We start from the raw sequence: 18,945 nt of genomic DNA, 5'->3' as shown, positions 1-18,945 counted from the left end.
ACCTCTATTTCATCATTGAAGTAATTATTTTCCCATCGGCGTCGTATTTGAAGAAGCCTTCACCTGTCTTCTTGCCGAGCTTTCTTTCTCTTACAAGTTTTCTAAGAATTGGACATGGTCTGTAACGTGGTTCGCCCAGACTATGCCATAAAGTTTCCATCCATGCGAGGACTTCGTCGAGTCCCATCGTATCTGCCATTTCAAGCGGACCCATCTTAAAATTGTAACCGAGTTTCATGGCAGTATCGATATCATGGGCCGAAGCAATCCCCTCGAGCAATATATACATCGCCTCGTTAAGCAAGGGAACAATTGCACGGGTTGTAACGAAACCAGGATATTCATAAACTTGAACTGGTGTTTTACCGATACGTGCTGCAAATTTCTTAATTATTTCGACTGTCTTGTCGGAGGTTTCGAGTGCACGTACCAATTCGACAAGTGGAACTTTCGGCACAGGATTCAGGAAGTGCATTCCAATAATTTTATCTGACCTTTTTGTAACTTCGGCTATTTTAGTCAAACTCAGCGTTGAAGTATTCGAAATAAAAATAGTATCGGGTTTAGCAATTTCATCGAGTTCTTTGAAAATCTGTTTTTTCAATTCATAATTTTCGTCAACGGCTTCGATAATCAGGTCGCAATCGGGAATTTCCGTGCGGTCGGTTGTCCATTTTATTCTGCTGAGAATCGATTTCATTTCACTCTGTGTCATTGCCCATCTGGAAATTTCCCTTTCCATCGAAGCTTTAAGACTTTCCTGTGACTTCTTGCAGCGTTCCTCATCCTTTTCGATTATAACCACATCGATGCCAGCAGCCGAAATGGTTTGCGCTATCCCCTGCCCCATCAAGCCACCGCCTATAATCGCAACATAATCGATTTTCTCTTTATCGCCGTTGGCTACTTTACTGCCCAACAGATCTTCGAGACGTAATTTTTCTTCTGACATTTTTTACCTTAATTTTTTTGCGAACAATTACAAAATTCGTACCAACAATTTAATAAGAAATAAGATAAATTTGTTATCTTATTTGTAGGCATTTTATTAAATCTAAAAAAAACAAATCAAATATGAGAATTCGAACCACTTTATTATGAAACCCGAGGAGATTTTAACTGAATTTTTCGGTTACAAAAATTTCAGACCAGGACAAAAAGAAATTATCGACTCGATCCTCGAAGGAAGAAATACGCTGGCTATAATGCCTACAGGCAGCGGGAAATCAATTTGCTACCAAATTCCAGCCCTTGCCTCCGACTCACTTTCGATCGTAATATCACCTCTAATTTCCTTGATGAAAGACCAGGTGGATGCGATCAATCTTAAACAAGAGGTTGCAGCTTTTATTAACAGCACTCTCGATCTCAGAGAAACCTATTCGATCTATCATAAAATTGATTCAGGGAAAATAAAGCTGCTTTACGTTGCACCGGAAAAACTCGACAATAATGAGTTTAAAGAAAAAATCAGAAGTGTAAAACCTGCTTATCTCTTTGTTGACGAAGCTCACTGTATAAGTGAATGGGGACACAATTTTAGACCAAGCTACAGGAAAATAAGAAATTTTGGAGAATATGCCGGCATTACAAAAATATCTGCTTTTACAGCAACAGCCACAGAAGACGTGCGAGAAGATATTGTAACCCAATTAGGTATGAACAACCCACGTGTTTTTGTCTACGGATTTGAAAGGTCTAATTTGCATCTTCACGTTATAAAAACTCTGAGGAAAAAAGAAACCCTTCTGAAATTACTCGAAAGAAATGAGTTGCCTGCAATAGTTTATACGGCAACGCGCAGATACTCCGAGGAACTGGCCAAATTTCTGACAGACAATGGAATTACTTCTTCTTACTATCATGCTGGATTAACAACCGAATTGAGAAAAATCATTCAGGACGACTTTATTGAAGGCAAAACGAAAATAATAATTGCCACTAATGCTTTTGGGATGGGCATCGATAAAAGCGACATTAGAACAATTATACATTATAACATTCCCGGTAATCTCGAAAATTATTACCAGGAAATTGGACGGGCTGGAAGAGATGGCAAGCCTTCAAATATTTTTTTATTATTCGACGAAGAAGATATTAATATTCAGGAATATTTCATCAATAATTCTTTTCCCACCCGAAGTCATGTCGAGTTCGTCTATAATTCAATTTGCGATCATCATCGAATTGCTTTAAATAGATTTCCAGATAAACCGATACTCCTTGAGCCAGCATTAATCGCTTTTCTTGAAAAGCATAATATTAATAAAGCTCTACTTGAGTCTTCTTTAAAAATTCTGGAAAAATCCGGCTACCTCAAGCAGGAGAAAAGCAATTCGAGCAAGTATTATGCGTTTTTTTCCTATCCGTATGAAAGAATTGAAAACTTTGCAAGTCGACTCGAAAACGATGAGCTTAAAGACCTTCTATATTTGCTAATAAAACTTTATAAAGAAAAAATATTTATTCGCAAAACAGAGATTAACATAAAAAAGTTATCAGAAATTTTAGGCATTACAGAAAAAGAGATTGTAGAAAATCTCGAACTTTTCGATCGATGCGGTATAATAAATTTTACAAAGCCCACACCCCACGTCGAAATTAAATTTATTAAAGAAAGGCTTCGAAATGATCTGCTGAACTTCGACTTTACGGACAACGAGCGCTTGATTAAACACCACAAAACAAAATTGCAACGAATGATCGATTTTGCTAATACAAATGAATGTCGTATGAAATTTATACTCGATTACTTTGGAGAAAAAAATGAAAGTTACACGTGTGGCAAATGTGATAATTGTACTAATGTTAAAATTGAATTATCCGACAACGATTATATTAAGGGACATATTCTAAGTGTTCTGCGCGAATGCGGCGAACCTTTAGATCCACCAACACTTATAAAAATATTAATAGGCTCAGACTCGAACTATCGAAATTACACTTCGTATGCTGCCTGCACGCACTTTACACAACTGGAAATTGAGAACTCGATTACGGATCTGCAAAACGAGAATAAAATTGTTTGGAATAAAGGACTTGTAAAATTAAAAGCAGACAAGAAAAGCGACCATTTTAAAGATTATGAACATCAGTTAGTTCTAATGAATAAATTGAAAGAAATCCGAAAAGAAGCTGCCAGAAAATTCAATCAGCCCACATATATGATTTGTCCCGACGAGGTTTTGATTGAAATATCTCGCCGGAAGCCTTCTACTTATGCCGAATTGATGTCGATACGCGGATTTACTAAATATATGTACAACAAACTGGGCGAAGAAATAATTACTGTAATAAAAACTTTTGATAAGGAGAATACTTTAGAAAAGAAACTTTCCGACAGAAATCTGCCTCAAAATTTCAGGAAAATTTATGAATTCGTTCAAAAAAGATATTCTTTAAAGGATATATCATCGATGACAGGCTTGCCAGAATCCGTAATTTCTCTCCAGATCGAAACACTAATTAGCATCCTACCTGAATTGGAAACCGATTATCTCTTCGACAAAGGGGAACTCGAAATAATTAACGAAAAGATCGACGAAGGTATACGAGATTTAAAACAGCTTTATAAAATATTCGATGGCAAGATCAGTTACTCAAAATTACGAATTGCATTAGCCAGAAAAAGCTTCAGTTAAAATTGCCTTCCTTTTTCAAGCGGTCTAAATATTCCTCGGATAAATTAAAAAAAAGTTCCCACTTATCTTTATCTTCTTCGAGGCTTTTTAAATAATCTTCAAACTCTTTTTCGTGCATCTCATATTTTTTGAAAACGTGTTCCTTAAGGATCTTAGAGGAATCGGATTCTGCGCCATATTTTTCGTTTATGATCAATAAATGGACATACACTTCTGCAGCTTTTTGATCCTCCGGCAGGTTATTTTGTTTGCATCCGTAAAACAATGCGAGAGGGAAAAATAATGCCAGCAGTAAAATTTTATTTTCTTTTACTGGCTTCAAAAAGAATTCTCTTCTCACGTTCTGTCAAGTTCTGATATCCGCTTTGACTTATTTTATCAAGAATTCTATCGATCTCTTCCTGTGTAATTTCTTCCTTATCGGAATCGAGTTCGTAGAACTCCGCTTCTTCTATTTCAGTTTCTCTAAATTTACGTGGTTTTCTGAATTTAGTTGTACTTCCAGATCTTCTGTCTCGCCTGAACAAATTAAAGAGATTATTAAATCTAAAATTGTAATTCCTGTCGAGCACAACGAAAAGAAATCCGGTAACTGCTCCTCCAATATGAGCCAGATGAGCTACAATTGTAGGCTCGTTGACAGAAACGAATTCAAATAAGATAAGAATTGCAATTAAATACTTTGCTTTGATAGGAATAAGAAAGTAGAATAAAATATATCTATCGGGAAAAAACATTGCAAAGGCAATCATTATACCGAATACTGCCCCTGAGGCGCCGATTGTTGGAGCCAGAACTGAACCTAACAACGGCGATAAAAAAATCTGGAACAAACCCGCGCCAATTCCACATGCCAGATAAAAAACTAAGAATTTTCCTGGACCCATAATATTTGCTATTTCCATACCAAACATCCAGAGCATAAACATATTAAATAGAATGTGGGTAAAACTGCCGTGCATAAATTGATAAGTTATAAATTGCCAAATCTGGAAATTATAAGGCTCGCCCAGCTGGTCAAATCCCGTAATTGGATTCAATGCAAAATATCTATTCAGGTAGTACCATCCGGGAATACCGCCAAAAGTAAAATTCTCGAATATCAATTGTATTAAGAAAACTACAATATTGATGATTAGTAAATTCTTTATGACTTTCGGAAAGAAAGAAAAACCTCCGAAACCCGACGGTCGATAATAATCTCTTGAATCAAGTCCCATTTATTTATCACTCTTTTTTATATACGAAAATAATTTTTTTTTACGAGAAATGCCCAGCGTTGAGGGTTTTAAATTGAGGCTGACTCAGAAATTACGAGTCAGCCCCGGCAGGAACAATTAATTGTCGTCATTCAATGCAGCGACACCAGGCAACACTTTGCCTTCCAGAAATTCCAACGAAGCGCCACCTCCTGTAGAAACGTGTGATACTTTATCTTCCAGATTTGCTTTTTTAATAGCAGCAGCCGAGTCGCCACCTCCAATAATGGTTTTGGCACCTTTTGAAGTAGCTTCTGCAAGCGCTTCGGCAATTGCAAATGTACCTTTGGCAAAATTATCAAACTCGAAAACTCCAAGCGGTCCATTCCATATAATTGTTTTGCTTTCTAAGATAACTTTCTTGAAAGCTTCGATTGTTTTAGGTCCTATATCGAGCCCCATTTTGTCTGTAGGAATTTTATCGGAATCCACAACTTCAGAAGGAGCGTCGTTATTAAATTCCGGAGCAACTACGTTATCCTTCGGCAGCAAAACATTTTTACCTGATGTTTTGAATTTTTCGAGCATCTCTTTGGCAAGTTCAATTTTCTCTTCCTCGAGAAGCGATTTGCCAATTTCATAACCCATCGCTTTGTAAAATGTATAAGCCATTCCTCCGCCAATTAAAAGATTGTCAACTTTCGGCAGTAGGTTTTCTATAACGTCGATCTTACCCGAAATTTTAGAACCGCCAAGAATAGCCGTAAATGGACGCTCGGGATTGGCAATGGCACCACCGAGATAGTCCAATTCTTTTTGCATTAAATATCCAGCTGCGCAGATATTGATATAATTAGTTACTCCCTCAGTTGAAGCATGAGCGCGATGTGCACTTCCGAAAGCATCGTTTATATACACGTCCCCCAAACTGGCTAACTGTTTAGAGAACTCAGGGTTGTTTTTCTCTTCTTCGGCATGAAAACGTAAATTTTCCAGCAATAAAACCTCGCCTTCCTTCAAAGAATCTGCCATTGCTTTAACTTCATCTCCAATGCAATCGGTAGCAAATTTCACTTCATTACCGAGTAGTTCGCTCAAACGGACAGCAACCGGTTTTAATGAATACTTTGGATTGGGACTGCCCTTTGGTCTGCCGAGGTGACTCATTAAAATTGCCTTTCCACCTTCGGAAATAATTTTCTTAATTGTCGGCAATGCTGCTCTAATCCTTAAATCGTCTGTTATATTCATGTTCTCATCGTAAGGTACATTGAAGTCGACACGAACCAGTACTCTTTTCCCTTTGAGGTCTACTTTGTCAATACTTAGTTTTTTCATTTTATCCTCCAATCGATTTACTTGAGTCGATATAAAAAAGACGCAGCGCGGTACTTAGCCGTCAACTGCGTCTCTCTTAAAGCTGATCGAATTTATTTAATCATTTTAATGAGTAAATCTACTACTCTACAGGAATAACCCCATTCGTTATCATACCAGGAAATGATTTTGAAGAATCTCTTTTCGCCAGGCAAATTATTCTGGAGAGTTGCCAGCGAGTCATAAATCGACGAGCGTTCATCATGAATGAAGTCGGTCGATACAACTTCTTCGTTGCAGTAACCGAGGATACCTTTGAGATATGTTTCGGAAGCTTTCTTCATCAACTGATCGATTTCTTCGATTGAAGTATCTCTTTCGGCGCGGAATGTAAGGTCGACAACGGAAACGTCTGCTGTTGGTACACGGAACGACATGCCGGTTAATTTACCTTTTGTCGATGGTAATACCTGTCCAACTGCTTTGGCTGCTCCGGTTGTTGAAGGAATAATATTAATTGCAGCAGCTCTACCTCCTCTCCAATCTTTTTTCGAAGGACCATCGACAGTTTTTTGAGTAGCTGTATACGAGTGAATTGTAGTCATCAATCCTGTTTCGATACCAATTCCTTCTTTAATTAATACGTGAACAATTGGGGCAAGACAATTAGTTGTGCAGGAAGCATTTGATACAATAATGTCTTTTGCGGGATCATATGAATCATCGTTAACACCCATAACGATAGTTTTTACATCGCCCTTTCCGGGAGCTGTAATTAAAACTTTTTTAGCACCGGCATCGATGTGTCCTTTTGCTTTATCGGAACTTGTAAACAGACCGGTCGATTCAATGACAATATCAACTCCCAGATCTTTCCAGGGCAATTGGGAAGGATCTTTCTGAGCCATAATGCATTTGATTTTATGTCCGTTTACGACGAGCACATCGTCTGCTTCGAGCGATGGGTCGCTCTTTTCACTTCCGAGAGTACCTTTGAATTTACCGTGGACGGAATCATATTTTAGTTGATAAGCAAAGTATTTTGCGTCGGTGCTGATATCTACAACTGCAACAACGTCTACCTCTTTACCGAGGTATCCTTTTTCGGCAAGTACATTTAGTACTAATCTACCGATTCTTCCGAATCCGTTAATTCCTACTTTTACTGCCATAATTTATCCTCCAATTACGAATATGTGAATAAAATTCGGACACAAATATAGATAATTATCTCCCCTTTTTCAATTTAACAATATTAAAATTCTGTAATTTTTTAACAGAATTTTTACATTAACCGTTTTAGTTAAACTCTTCTGCCAAATCATTCTAATTAATTTAGGAGAAGGTGGCAGTTCATTTAAATATGATTATGAGTATTTGATCCATCCATTAAATATTTACTCTGTTCTTTACGTCTAAGAAATTTACTTGTCAAAAGGCTTACAAAAAGTTATTTTTATGCAATCATTCTGAAATTAACTTCAGGAAGGGCTATGGAATCGGGAAGTTTCCTTAAGTATGTGCCGATTTTCTCGAATTTACCCGATGTAACTTTAAAAAGTATTGAGAACTCGGGTACGCGTAAGATCTATTCCAAAAATGAAGTAATCTTGAAAGAAGACGAATCTGGTACAGCCCTTTTTATAATGCTCAAAGGAAAAGTAAAAGTATCGCGTACAAGCGAGGACGGCAAAGAAGTTATTTTATCGATCCTCTCTGACAATGATTTTTTTGGAGAGATGGCAATACTCGACGGGAAAACAAGGTCGGCCACTGTTACGGCAATTGAAGATTCAGAAATTTTCATAATTCAGAGGAATGAATTTATCGACCTGCTCAAAACACATCACGAAGTTGCTCTGGCACTACTCGAAGAACTTACGAATCGACTTAGAGCCGCCAATGTAAAAATAAAAGCACTTTCTCTCAAAGACGCCGAAGGAAAAGTTGCCACCGTTTTACTTGAATTGGCAGAAAGTATCGGTAAAATAAGACACGGGAAAGTCGAACTCGAAAAATTACCGGTACAGCAGGATATCGCAAATATGGCAGGCACTTCCAGAGAAACAATATCGAGGACACTTCATTCCTTTGCCAAAAAAGGTCTAATCGAGATCGATGGGCCAAACATAAGAATTGTAGATTACGAAAAATTCAAGGAACTCTACGGCTGAGATGATCGATTTACATATTCATACCACCTACTCCGACGGTGCTTATTCCCCTGAGGAAATTGTTCAGATGGCTTACGAAAAAGGTCTACGCACAATAAGCATAACTGACCACGATACAATCGATGGACTCGAAGAGGCAATTCTATGCGGAAAGGACCTGGGCGTTGAAGTAATTCCAGGACTCGAAATCAGTACCGACATCGATAATGTGGAAGTCCATTTACTGGCATATTTTATCGACTATAAAAACAAAGAGCTTCAAAAATGCCTCACTTTTTTTAAGGAAGAACGTTACCACAGAGCAAAAAGGATTGTTGAAAAACTGAGAAGTCTCGGTATGAATATTACAATTGACGACGTAATTGAGAGAGCTAAAAATTCCGCTATCGGCCGGCCTCACATCGCTTATACACTTGTTGACCTTGGTATTATCGACAATTACTTTGAAGCATTCGAAAAATATATCGGCGACAGAGGACCGGCATACGAAAGGAAAATTCATTTTTCTCCTCAAAGCGCTTTAAAACTAATCGAAGACGCCGGTGGACTTTCGTTTATAGCCCATCCGGGCTTTATAAAAGAATCAATTTTGGTCAATATTATTGAAGCAGGTCTCGACGGAATCGAAGTAATCCATCCGAGCCACAACGAAAATCAAATCGCTTTTTATAAGGGAATCGTAAATCAATATTGTCTACTCGAAAGCGGGGGTTCCGATTTCCATGGTGGCAAAAAAAATGACGAAGGAAATTTAGGCAAATATAACTTAGCCCCCAATCACCTTGATGCAATGAGAAATATGCTTCACAGGAATACCGCCTGATATTACTCTTTTTTTTCATCCCTTTTATATTTTCCTAAAATGAAATTATTGGGTTTAAATATTATCTTTTACTACCAATTATTATAACTTGCGGTGAAATATGGTTAAACTTATCAAAAGCATTTTTTTATTATTTATTGTTTATGCGAATCTTAATGCCCAGAACATATTGAATTGGGAAGTCTATTCAAATATGGATAATGTTGTTGATCTAATGACCTCTGATAACGGAATATGGGTTGCTACTTCAGGCGGAGCTTATTTATACAATCCGGAAGATTCATCTTTTGTTATTATAAACAAAGCGGATAACATCAACAGCCAGAATTTCACATCAATATTTATCGATACAGATAATAAAATCTGGCTCGGCACAGTCGAAGGCTTTGTCATTTTTTACGACATCGAAAGTGGAGCATCTAAAAATATTCTGGATATCTATAAATCCGACAAATCACAAAAAAGAATTAATAATCTCTATGCTAAAGGCGACACAATTTTTGTCGCCACGTCTTTCGGCGTTGTATTGATTAATAAAAATAATTATTCACTCTACGATACATTTACAAAATTCGGGAATTTTTCGTCGGAGATTAATGTCAGTGCAGTAATCAAAGATGAAAGAATTTTCACAGCTACTTCTTCTGGAATAGCTGTTCAAAAGCCTGGTTCAACAAATCTCGTTGCACCAGAATCGTGGCTTAATTATACATCATCTTCATCAGGTTCTTTTGGTACAATTAGAAAATTCGATCTTTATTCCGACAAAGTTATTGCAGCTACAGATAACGGTATTTATCAATACAACACGTCGTGGGACATTTTAACATTAGAAGCCGTTCCTGTTGTCGACTTCTACGTAGACAATACAAAGATTTATGCCGCATCGAAAAATTCGCTCTACCTCTACGATGGTTCCGAAGTATCATTGATCTACAATAATAATTCTTTCGAACTTACGTCGGTTGCTGTTTATAATGGAAAAATTTATTTAGGTACTACATCCGGAGTAATTGAACTTTCAAACGGAAGTGAAAAAATAATCAAGCCGGACAATCCGGCAAGCAATTCTTTTTTGAATATGGACGTAGATATTGAAGGCAATCTATGGATTGCAACGGGTAAAGATGGTCAGGGAATTGGTGCTATGGTATTTGACGGAAATCATTGGGACGTGGTGAATTACCAGAAATTTCCATCACTTCAGACAAACGACGTCTTCAGTGTACGAGCTTCCAGAACTTCTGAGGCAGTATATTTAGGCACCTGGGGAAAGGGATTTGCAATCTATAAAGATGGCTCTTTAGAAGCTTACAACGCTGGGAACAGTCCACTTGCAGGCATTCCAAGTGACCCAAATTTTGTAGTAATTACAGATATCGAAGAAGATTCAAAAGGCAATGTCTGGTTGACAAATTTACAGAACACATTCCTGCAACAACTATATGTATTAACAACAGAAGGCAATTGGTACGGTTATTCGTACACAAAACCACTCTTGACTTCGAACGAATTGACATACGAACTGGAAATTGACCAGTTTGATACAAAATGGTTCCGCCTGTTTTCCGGAAGAATTGGACTTTATTATTATAACGAAAACAGCACTTTTTCAAATACTAACGACGACATACAAGGTTATATTAGTCAGACAAATGGACTACTTACTAATACAGTTACTGCACTCAAAGTTGACAACAGAGGACAACTGTGGGTCGGTACAAGTCTCGGGATGAACATTATACCCGATCCATCGAATCCGTCCGTATTAAATATTTCCATACCTTCACTACGAGGACTTTCTGTAACCTCGATAGCTGTAGATGCCATCGACCAGAAATGGGTTGGCACCAATAAAGGATTGTTACAACTATCATCTGACGGATTCGAAGTGATCAATTATTTTACATCGCTTAACAGTCCGTTACCCGATGACATGATACGTTCAATTACAATCGACAAAAAGAGAGGAATTGTTTACGCAGGTACAGATTATGGTCTTGTAAAAATTGAGACTACATTTTTACAGCCTTTAGAATCTTTTGGCGAAATTTTTGCTTATCCCTCTCCTTTTATAATTGATAATTCTTCCGAGAACACTTTAATTATCGATGGTCTAATTGACGATTCTTATATCAAGATAATTGATATAAACAACCAATTGGTCAGAGACTTTAAAGCACCGGGCGGAAGGATTGCATATTGGGACGGTAAAGATAACGATGGCAAGTACGTCTCTTCGGGAGTGTATTTAATCGTTGCATACGACAGAGAAGCCAACAACGTTGCGGTTTCAAAAATAGCAGTAATTCGGAAATAAGATTTTTTATGATCGACATAATAAACTTATCCGTTCAATTTACTGGTGAAAATTTATTCGAAGACGTAAGCCTTAAAATCAACAGAAACGATAAAATTGCTCTTGTTGGGTCAAACGGCAAGGGTAAATCAACTCTGTTGAAAATAATTTGCGGACAAGAGCTATCTGAAACGGGCAAAGTACTTATTCAGAAAGGGATAAGAATTGGTTATCTGCCGCAGGAACTAATAAGTTTCAAGGGAAGGACTCTTCTCGAGGAAGTAAAGTCCTCCATGCCCGATATTAAAGAACTCGAAGAAAAAGAAGCTTCGATAATTTCTCAACTGGAATCTACTGAAATACTCGAAGATGAAAAGAGATTGCTAATCGAGGAATTAGGAGAAATACATCATCGCAAGGAACAATACGACTATTACTCGCTGGAAGCGCGTGCAGAAAAAGTTCTTACCGGTCTGGGTTTCAAGAATACCGATTTTGACCGTCGGACTGAAGAGTTTTCTGGCGGCTGGCAGATGCGAATTCAACTGGCTAAAATTCTATTGGGAGAAAACGATTTAATTTTACTGGACGAACCAACAAACCATCTCGATATCGACACTTTAATGTGGCTCGAAAACTTCCTCAATAATTACCGTGGAGCTTTAATAATTGTATCTCACGACAGACATTTTATTAATAACGTAACCAATAAAACTCTCGAAATTTTCAACAGAAAAATCAATTTCTTTCCTGGTACTTACGAGCAGTATTTAAGATTCCGCAAGGAAAGAGAAAAACAATTAAAAGAAGCGGAAAAAAATCTCGAGAAGAAGATTAAAGAAACTGAAAGGTTCATTGAAAGATTCCGATTTAAAGCCACAAAAGCGCGTCAGGTTCAAAGTCGCATCAAGCAACTGGAAAAAATCGAAAGAATTGAAATCGAAGACGAAGAAAAGCAAATCAACTTTCGCATTCCAGAAGTCGAACAAAGCGGAGCTGTTCCAGTTGAATTAAAAAAGATTTTCAAATCGTACGGAAACATAAGCGTTCTTGAAAATATTGATATTAAAATAGAGAGAGGCGAAAAGATTGCCATAGTCGGTCCTAATGGAGCTGGTAAAACAACCCTTGCAAAAATAATTGCAAAGAAAATCTTACCTTCTGCAGGTGAAGTAATATACGGCCATAATACTTTAGTTTCGTACTACGAACAGGAAGTAACTGAATCTTTAAATGGCGAGGAAGACCTTATCGATTCATTGCAGTCTGTAAACGACCAGCTTACTCCTGGACAATTGAGGTCGTTGCTCGGATCGTTTCTTTTTACAGGTGATTCGATATTTAAAAAAGTAAAAGTTCTTTCGGGAGGGGAAAAAAGTAGACTTGCTTTAGCCCGGCTTCTGCTTACAAAAAGCAATCTAATAATTCTGGACGAACCGACAAACCATCTCGACCACTCATCAAAAGAAGTCCTGCAAAACGCACTTATTGATTTCAACGGTACTCTTATCATAGTTTCGCACGACATCGATTTTCTCAAACCAATAGTTAGCAAAGTTTATGAATTGAGAGACAAATCACTTAGAGTTCACTATGGTGGTATAGAATATTATTTATCGAGAAGAGAAGAAGAAAAGACCATTGAAGAATCTGCAAAACAGATTCAATCAAATAAATCAACACGGAAAGAAAATAAAAGAAAAGAAGCAGAACTACGACAGCAAAAATATAATGAGACCAAAGAACTGAAAGAAAGACTCAATTATTACGAAAAAAGAATAAACGAACTGGAAAAAAGCAAACTTGAATTGGAACAAGAACTTGCCACTCCCGAAATATTTAACAACCCGGTAATGTTAAAAGAAAAAAACATCAGCTATAACAATGTCAAAAAAGAACTCGACTTGATTTTTAACGAATGGACTGAATTGTTTTCACAGCTTGAATCGATTGAAGAAAAATATAAAGAACAACTCAATTAAATTAATTCAGAAATTCTTCAGCAAGAGCTATACCGCCGTAGATTGCAGCATCGTCGCCGAGTTTTGTTGCTTTGATTTCGACAACTTTTCCGGGTGCCAGCAAAACGCTGTTGTAAAACGAAGCTTTAACTATTGGAAGCCAGAAGTCTTCCATTGCTTCCACCACTCCACCACCCAGCACAATCGTATCGAAATTTAGAAGAGTTGTAAGACTACCGAGAACTGTACCTGTAACAGTTGCAGCCCTGGATAAAACTTTCACCGTCAGTTTATCCTGTTTTTTTAATGCCTCCAGCAGCATTTTACTTTTCAATTTTCTACCGGCATCGATATGACTTTTGAGTATGGAGCTTTTTCCTCTCTTAATTTCCTTGATAATTGTTTCTTCGATTGCCGTTCTGCTGGCAGTTTTTTCAAAAGTCCTTCTTTTCGGCTTAGTTGCAAGTGCGCCTTTTTTGTCCACCAGCATATGCCCAATTTCGCCTGCATAGAAACTTGAGCCTCTATAAATTTTACCGTCGAAGAACAAAGCGCCTCCAATTCCCGTTCCAATAAACACTACGAGCATATTCTTAATTTTGTCATGAAACTCAAATTTTTTAATGCCGAGACCGGCAAGATTAACATCATTTTCAACTAAAATAGGTAGTGAAATTCTTGAAGTGAGTGCATCTTTTATATTAAAATTGTTGATTCCAAGATTGGGTGCTGTATCGATTATGCCTGTAAAAGGATTCACCGTGCCGGGTACACCCAGAGCAACAGCTTTAACATTTCGTTGCGATAGTTTATTATCTCTTATAATTGTAGCAATAGAGTTTGAAATTGCATCGACCAACCCATCAGCTCCTTTATTTAGCATAGTCGGAATTTTAATACGTGATTTAATATTATTTTCTTTATCGATCAATGCGGTCAGAATTTTTGTGCCTCCAAGGTCTACGGATATAATAAATTCTTGCGGCATGAAGATCTCCCTTTTCAATTTATCGATTTTAGTCTAGTGGATTTTTTATTATTTTGATATCGTAAATCTGTATCTTATTTCTTCGACAAATATAAAATATTTTTCATTAAGTCTGAGGTCTATAATGTACATAAATTATTCGGACATACCCGGTCATCCGAATTTATTTCTCGACTATCTTTATGAATTCGAAAACGTAGAAAAATTTTATGGTAAAAATTTTCGTAATGAACAAGGATATGACAATCACTTTAATTCTATTCTGTCTTACGAACGCCCCCACAGAGAAAAATTAACCACAATAATTAAAGAGCAGTATAGAAACATCCGTGCATCGAAATTGACTCTTTCCAACATCGAAGAATTAAATTCCTCAAATACTATAGCGATTGTTACCGGACAGCAATTAGGAATATTCGGAGGACCTCTTTACACATTTTATAAAACGATCACAGCCATCAAGCTGGCAAATTATTTAAATGATAAATACGACAGCTTTAATTTTGTGCCAGTTTTCTGGCTTGAGGCCGACGACCACGACTTCGAGGAAGTAAGGAAAATAAATATACTCGACAGAGATAATTCACTTAAGACTCTCGTCTACAACGATGGACTGGATGAAAGCATTAACAGAGGGAGCGTTGGAAATATCATTTTCAACCAAAATCTGAGGCAATTACTGGACGAACTATCTGCATCGCTCCGTGAATCTGAGTTCAAAATGACATTGATGGATTTGCTAAAATCTTTTTATCAACCCGATACAACTTTTCTGGAAAGTTTTAAAAATTTGCTTATACGTTTATTTGATGAATACGGCCTTATCGTTTTCAATCCTTCAGACCCTGAAGTGAAAAAAATATTAACGCCTATCTTCAGGCAAGAACTGACCAACTATAAAGAACATACCGTTTCCTTAGTGGAACGCAGTGCTGAGCTGGAAGAAATTTACCATGCTCAAGTTAAGGTAAAACCGGTAAATCTTTTTTACCTCGATGAAAATGAAAGACTTTCTATCGAACCACTCGAGGATGGTTTTAGATTAAAAGGCAGAAAGAAAAAATTTTCCTACGAAGATATGATTTCACAATTAGAATTTGCTCCCGAGAGATTCAGCCCTAATGTTTTATTGAGATCAATCTGCCAGGATTATCTTTTACCCACGGGCTTTTATATTGCCGGTCCTGCTGAAATTAGTTATTTCGCTCAATTGACACCACTCTATAAATTTTTTGACATCAATATGCCATATATTTATCCGAGAGCATCGGCAACAATTCTGGAAAATAATATTGGATCTCTGTTGAGTAAATACCAACTGAAAATTGAAGAGGTCTTCTGTCCGCAAGAAGAATTAATCGAAAAGATAATTGCCCGCACCAGCGATAATAATATCGATGCCATCTTTGAAGATACTCAGGATAAGATTAACACTGCATTAAACGAACTCGGTAATATCTTGAGCAATGTAGAAAAGACAATGCCAGAATTGACGGAAAAGACCAGAGCAAGAATTAACGAAAGTCTGAATCTTTTGAAAAATAAAGCCATCGATGCCGAAAAGCGAAAGCACGAGGTAACGATAAGGCAACTTAAAAAAATACAAAACGTTTTGTATCCCAATGAAAATCTTCAGGAAAGAGAACTGAATTTCGCCTACTTCGCAAATAAGTACGGCCTTGATATACTCAGATGGATATATAACGAATTGTCGATAAACAAATTCGAGCACCAAATACTCGAGCTGTAATTATTTAGCAATCTCGTTTAATTGCTTCAGAAAATCGGGATTTGAAATTGCTACCGATTCAAATTCGTTTATGCTACCTCCCTCTTTAATATTCATCGAGAGAACAGCCAATGCCATTGCTATGCGATGATCACCGTAACTTTCAAAAATTACATCTTTATTCTTTATACTTCCGCCTACTTCAAAACCATCTTCGAATTCTTCAACATAAAGTCCTAACTTCTTATAATTATTACAGAGTGCTGCAATACGGTCGGATTCTTTATAACGTAATTCTTTAGCATGGTTTATTCTGAAGTTCCCCTCAGCGAAAATACCGGCTACGGATAGTATTGGAATTTCATCGATTATATTCGGGATAATCTCTTTTGAAATTTCGGTATTTACAAGTTCGCTCGATAGAATACGGATGTCGCCCTTTTTTTCACCTCTCTCTAAAGATTCATTTTCAATTAAGATATTGGCACCCATCATTTTCAAAACGGATAGGATTCCCGTACGTGTTTCATTTAACGATACATTTCTTATTACAAGTTCCGAGTCAGGAATAAGGAGACTCAGAACGATGAAGAAAGCCGCTGTTGAAATATCTGAAGGAACTGTCATTTCAAAGGGTGTTGGATAATTTTTTATCGAAGCATAAATCTTTTTTTTAGTGCCGTCGTACTCGGTTTCCAAGCCCAGCATTATTTCGGTATGATTGCGTGTTGGAACAGGTTCGTAAATTACCGTTTTATCATTTAAATGCAGTGCAGACAAAATAATTGCACTTTTAACCTGAGCGCTGGGTACACTCATCTCATATTCGATTGCGTGAAGATTATCCGTCGGAGAAATTGTAATCGGGAGAGTGCCTGCTTCGGATGCTTCAATTATGGCTCCCATTTCTTGTAATGGTTCGATAATTCTTTTCATTGGGCGTTTTGATAACGAGTTGTCGCCTGTGATAACGGATTTAAAATTCTGAGCAGTCAATATGCCAGTCATCAAGCGTGCTGTTGTACCTGAATTACCTGCATACAATTCAGTTGTGGGTTCTTTGAATTTTTTTAGACCAACTCCATTTACAACCAGCAATTCGTCTTTTTTTTCTATATCGACACCCAATTTGCCGAAGCATTCGATGGTGGAGTTAACATCGGCAGAATTAGAACAATTTTTTATCAACGACTTGCCTTCAGCCATTGAAGCAAACATTACGGCTCTGTGAGAAATTGATTTATCACCGGGCAAACGGAGTTCACCTTTAATCTTATTGACTTTATGAAATCTCTGAATCATTTTTCGCACCAACTATCGATAAGTTTATTAATTTCTTCTTCTGTAAGTTCGCTTTTACCGTACATCCCTTTAATTTTTCTTTGTCTTTGAGCTTCGTAGAGCGCAACTGCAGCAGCAACCGAAACATTCAAACTTTGAATCATTCCGTACATAGGAATATAAAATTGTCCATCGGCATATTTTTTCATTTCCTCAGAAATTCCTCTGTGTTCATTAGCAAATACCAGCGCTACTTTACCAGTTAAATCAAGGTCGTACAAATTTCGGGCATTTTTATCGAGATTACTGGCAAAAACTTTGAAGCCTTCTTTATGTAGTGAATCAATTCCTTCAGCTACACTTTTGAATTTTTCCGTTTCAATCCACTTGTTAGCCGAAGCAGAAGTTACTTTACTAATTTTAGGAAATTCTTCTACAGTATAAATTAGTGTAACTTTAGGAACACCGACTGCATCGCATGTCCTGAAAATTGCGCTAACGTTATGTGGGTCGTGCACATTTTCAATTACAACTCTCAGTGAAAACTGCCTATTTCTGATAGTATCCGATATTTTTTTAATTCTACTCTCGGTACGAAATTTTCTCATGAAACCTTGTCGAAAATTACTTTATAAACAACCTTATTGCCTTCTTTCCTTGCTCTATCAATTTTGAATTTAAAATCTGGCTTTAGCTGAAGGTAAAATCGTAGCAATTCGAGAGTCTTTTCAATTGCATCATCTTCGTTATGAGCCCAGCTTTCACAACCTTTCATAGAAGGAATTTCAGCGGTATAGCCGTCGTCTGTTTTTAAAATAAGTAGATCTAAAACCATTAATAGCCACCACCTGTATTCGACTCTCCTTTGACAATTTTGACGCTTGCACTTGCACCAATTCGATCGGCGCCGCTTTTGATCATCAGCATCGCATCTTCTGTCGTTCTGATACCTCCAGAGGCTTTCACCCCGACTGAGGATCCTACGACATACTTCATCAAAGCAACGTCGCCTGCAGTTGCACCGCCTTTACTGAAACCTGTCGATGTTTTTACAAAATCCGCTTTAGCTTCTTTGCTTATCAGGCACGCTTTAACTTTTTCTTCATCTGTTAGTAATGCGGTTTCAATAATAACTTTGCAAACGGCGTTATATTTTTTTGCCGTAAGGACTACTTGATTAATATCATTGAAAACGTAATCATAATTACCCTTTTTTAGCATTCCGACATTGATTACCATATCGATTTCCTGAGCGCCGTTTTTCAAAGCTTGTTCGGCTTCGAATTTTTTAACTTCAGTAGTAGTGGCTCCGAGTGGAAAGCCAATAACTGTACAAACTTTTACATCCGAATCACGCAGCAAGTCCCGACATAAAGTGACATAACAGGGATTAACGCATACTGATGCAAAATGATAAGTTCTGGCTTCGTCGCACAATTTTTTTATGTCGTCGGGTGTGGCTTCAGGTTTTAAGAGAGTATGATCAATCATTCTTGCTATCGACCGATCCGGAATTTTATCGCCAATTCCGAT

Annotated in this window: 16 protein-coding genes; 6 read left to right on the top strand and 10 right to left on the bottom strand. The window is 37.3% G+C overall.

The features are described from left to right. Nucleotides 1-4: 4 nt before the first annotated feature. The gene (locus ACSSV9_RS07555; RefSeq protein ID WP_437346635.1) at nucleotides 5-952 is read right to left on the bottom strand and encodes a 3-hydroxyacyl-CoA dehydrogenase family protein; all 948 of its coding nucleotides are present in this window, start codon (nucleotides 950-952) and stop codon (nucleotides 5-7) included. 145 nt (nucleotides 953-1,097) lie between these two features. Between ACSSV9_RS07555 and ACSSV9_RS07550 the strand changes: the two genes are divergently transcribed. Next, on the top strand, nucleotides 1,098-3,641 hold the full coding sequence (locus tag ACSSV9_RS07550) for a RecQ family ATP-dependent DNA helicase (RefSeq protein ID WP_437346634.1): 2,544 nt from the start codon (nucleotides 1,098-1,100) through the stop codon (nucleotides 3,639-3,641). Here ACSSV9_RS07550 and ACSSV9_RS07545 read toward each other — a convergent pair. The 4 genes from ACSSV9_RS07545 to gap all read right to left on the bottom strand — a co-directional run bounded on the left by ACSSV9_RS07545 (nucleotide 3,634) and on the right by gap (nucleotide 7,329). Then, complete coding sequence (locus tag ACSSV9_RS07545; RefSeq protein WP_437346633.1) at nucleotides 3,634-3,963, bottom strand: hypothetical protein; 330 nt, start codon at nucleotides 3,961-3,963, stop codon at nucleotides 3,634-3,636. The two genes, ACSSV9_RS07550 and ACSSV9_RS07545, sit on opposite strands and share 8 nt — an antisense overlap. Continuing rightward, on the bottom strand, nucleotides 3,941-4,861 hold the full coding sequence (locus tag ACSSV9_RS07540) for a rhomboid family intramembrane serine protease (protein WP_437346632.1): 921 nt from the start codon (nucleotides 4,859-4,861) through the stop codon (nucleotides 3,941-3,943). Before ACSSV9_RS07540 ends, ACSSV9_RS07545 begins: the two co-directional genes overlap by 23 nt. A gap of 117 nt (nucleotides 4,862-4,978) precedes the next feature. Continuing rightward, nucleotides 4,979-6,178: a phosphoglycerate kinase gene (locus tag ACSSV9_RS07535; RefSeq protein ID WP_437346631.1), complete on the bottom strand. Its 1,200-nt coding sequence runs from the start codon at nucleotides 6,176-6,178 to the stop codon at nucleotides 4,979-4,981. Nucleotides 6,179-6,270: 92 nt separating this feature from the next. Next, nucleotides 6,271-7,329, bottom strand: coding sequence for a type I glyceraldehyde-3-phosphate dehydrogenase (gene gap, locus ACSSV9_RS07530; protein WP_437346630.1), 1,059 nt, complete (start codon nucleotides 7,327-7,329; stop codon nucleotides 6,271-6,273). A 321-nt stretch (nucleotides 7,330-7,650) separates the two neighbouring features. Between gap and ACSSV9_RS07525 the strand changes: the two genes are divergently transcribed. From ACSSV9_RS07525 to ACSSV9_RS07510, 4 genes are all read left to right on the top strand, one after another. Continuing rightward, the gene (locus tag ACSSV9_RS07525; RefSeq protein WP_437346629.1) at nucleotides 7,651-8,331 is read left to right on the top strand and encodes a Crp/Fnr family transcriptional regulator; all 681 of its coding nucleotides are present in this window, start codon (nucleotides 7,651-7,653) and stop codon (nucleotides 8,329-8,331) included. Between the two features lies 1 nt (nucleotide 8,332). Beyond that, nucleotides 8,333-9,154 carry a PHP domain-containing protein gene (locus tag ACSSV9_RS07520; RefSeq protein WP_437346628.1) on the top strand — a complete coding sequence of 274 codons (822 nt, stop codon included), beginning with the start codon at nucleotides 8,333-8,335 and terminating at the stop codon, nucleotides 9,152-9,154. Nucleotides 9,155-9,254: 100 nt separating this feature from the next. Continuing rightward, on the top strand, nucleotides 9,255-11,474 hold the full coding sequence (gene porZ / locus ACSSV9_RS07515) for a type IX secretion system anionic LPS delivery protein PorZ (RefSeq protein WP_437346627.1): 2,220 nt from the start codon (nucleotides 9,255-9,257) through the stop codon (nucleotides 11,472-11,474). 8 nt (nucleotides 11,475-11,482) lie between these two features. Next, entirely contained in the window at nucleotides 11,483-13,435 is a 1,953-nt protein-coding gene (locus ACSSV9_RS07510; protein ID WP_437346626.1) for an ABC-F family ATP-binding cassette domain-containing protein, read from the top strand. Between the two features lies 1 nt (nucleotide 13,436). Here the strand turns inward: ACSSV9_RS07510 and ACSSV9_RS07505 are convergent, their stop codons facing one another. After that, complete coding sequence (locus ACSSV9_RS07505; protein WP_437346625.1) at nucleotides 13,437-14,402, bottom strand: ROK family protein; 966 nt, start codon at nucleotides 14,400-14,402, stop codon at nucleotides 13,437-13,439. A gap of 124 nt (nucleotides 14,403-14,526) precedes the next feature. On the opposite strand from ACSSV9_RS07505, the gene bshC reads away from it, so the two are divergent. Then, the gene (gene bshC / locus ACSSV9_RS07500) at nucleotides 14,527-16,152 is read left to right on the top strand and encodes a bacillithiol biosynthesis cysteine-adding enzyme BshC (protein WP_437346624.1); all 1,626 of its coding nucleotides are present in this window, start codon (nucleotides 14,527-14,529) and stop codon (nucleotides 16,150-16,152) included. Here the strand turns inward: bshC and aroA are convergent, their stop codons facing one another. Genes aroA through deoC form a run of 4 tightly spaced genes read right to left on the bottom strand, consistent with a single transcriptional unit; the run spans nucleotide 16,153 to nucleotide 18,903 of the window. Beyond that, entirely contained in the window at nucleotides 16,153-17,433 is a 1,281-nt protein-coding gene (gene aroA / locus ACSSV9_RS07495) for a 3-phosphoshikimate 1-carboxyvinyltransferase (protein ID WP_437346623.1), read from the bottom strand. After that, entirely contained in the window at nucleotides 17,430-18,020 is a 591-nt protein-coding gene (locus ACSSV9_RS07490) for a TrmH family RNA methyltransferase (protein WP_437346622.1), read from the bottom strand. Before ACSSV9_RS07490 ends, aroA begins: the two co-directional genes overlap by 4 nt. Further along, complete coding sequence (locus ACSSV9_RS07485; protein WP_437346621.1) at nucleotides 18,017-18,247, bottom strand: type II toxin-antitoxin system HicB family antitoxin; 231 nt, start codon at nucleotides 18,245-18,247, stop codon at nucleotides 18,017-18,019. Before ACSSV9_RS07485 ends, ACSSV9_RS07490 begins: the two co-directional genes overlap by 4 nt. Next, a complete protein-coding gene (gene deoC / locus ACSSV9_RS07480) occupies nucleotides 18,247-18,903 on the bottom strand; it encodes a deoxyribose-phosphate aldolase (protein WP_437346673.1) in 657 nt (218 codons plus the stop codon). The genes ACSSV9_RS07485 and deoC overlap by 1 nt, the downstream gene beginning before the upstream one ends. Nucleotides 18,904-18,945: the final 42 nt, after the last annotated feature.

Origin of the sequence: Melioribacter sulfuriphilus (assembly GCF_051488685.1) — a bacterium.
Lineage (GTDB): Bacteria > Bacteroidota > Ignavibacteria > Ignavibacteriales > Melioribacteraceae > Melioribacter.
The sequence above is the reverse complement of the archived record's forward strand: the minus strand, read 5'-3'. Positions and strand labels throughout refer to the sequence as shown.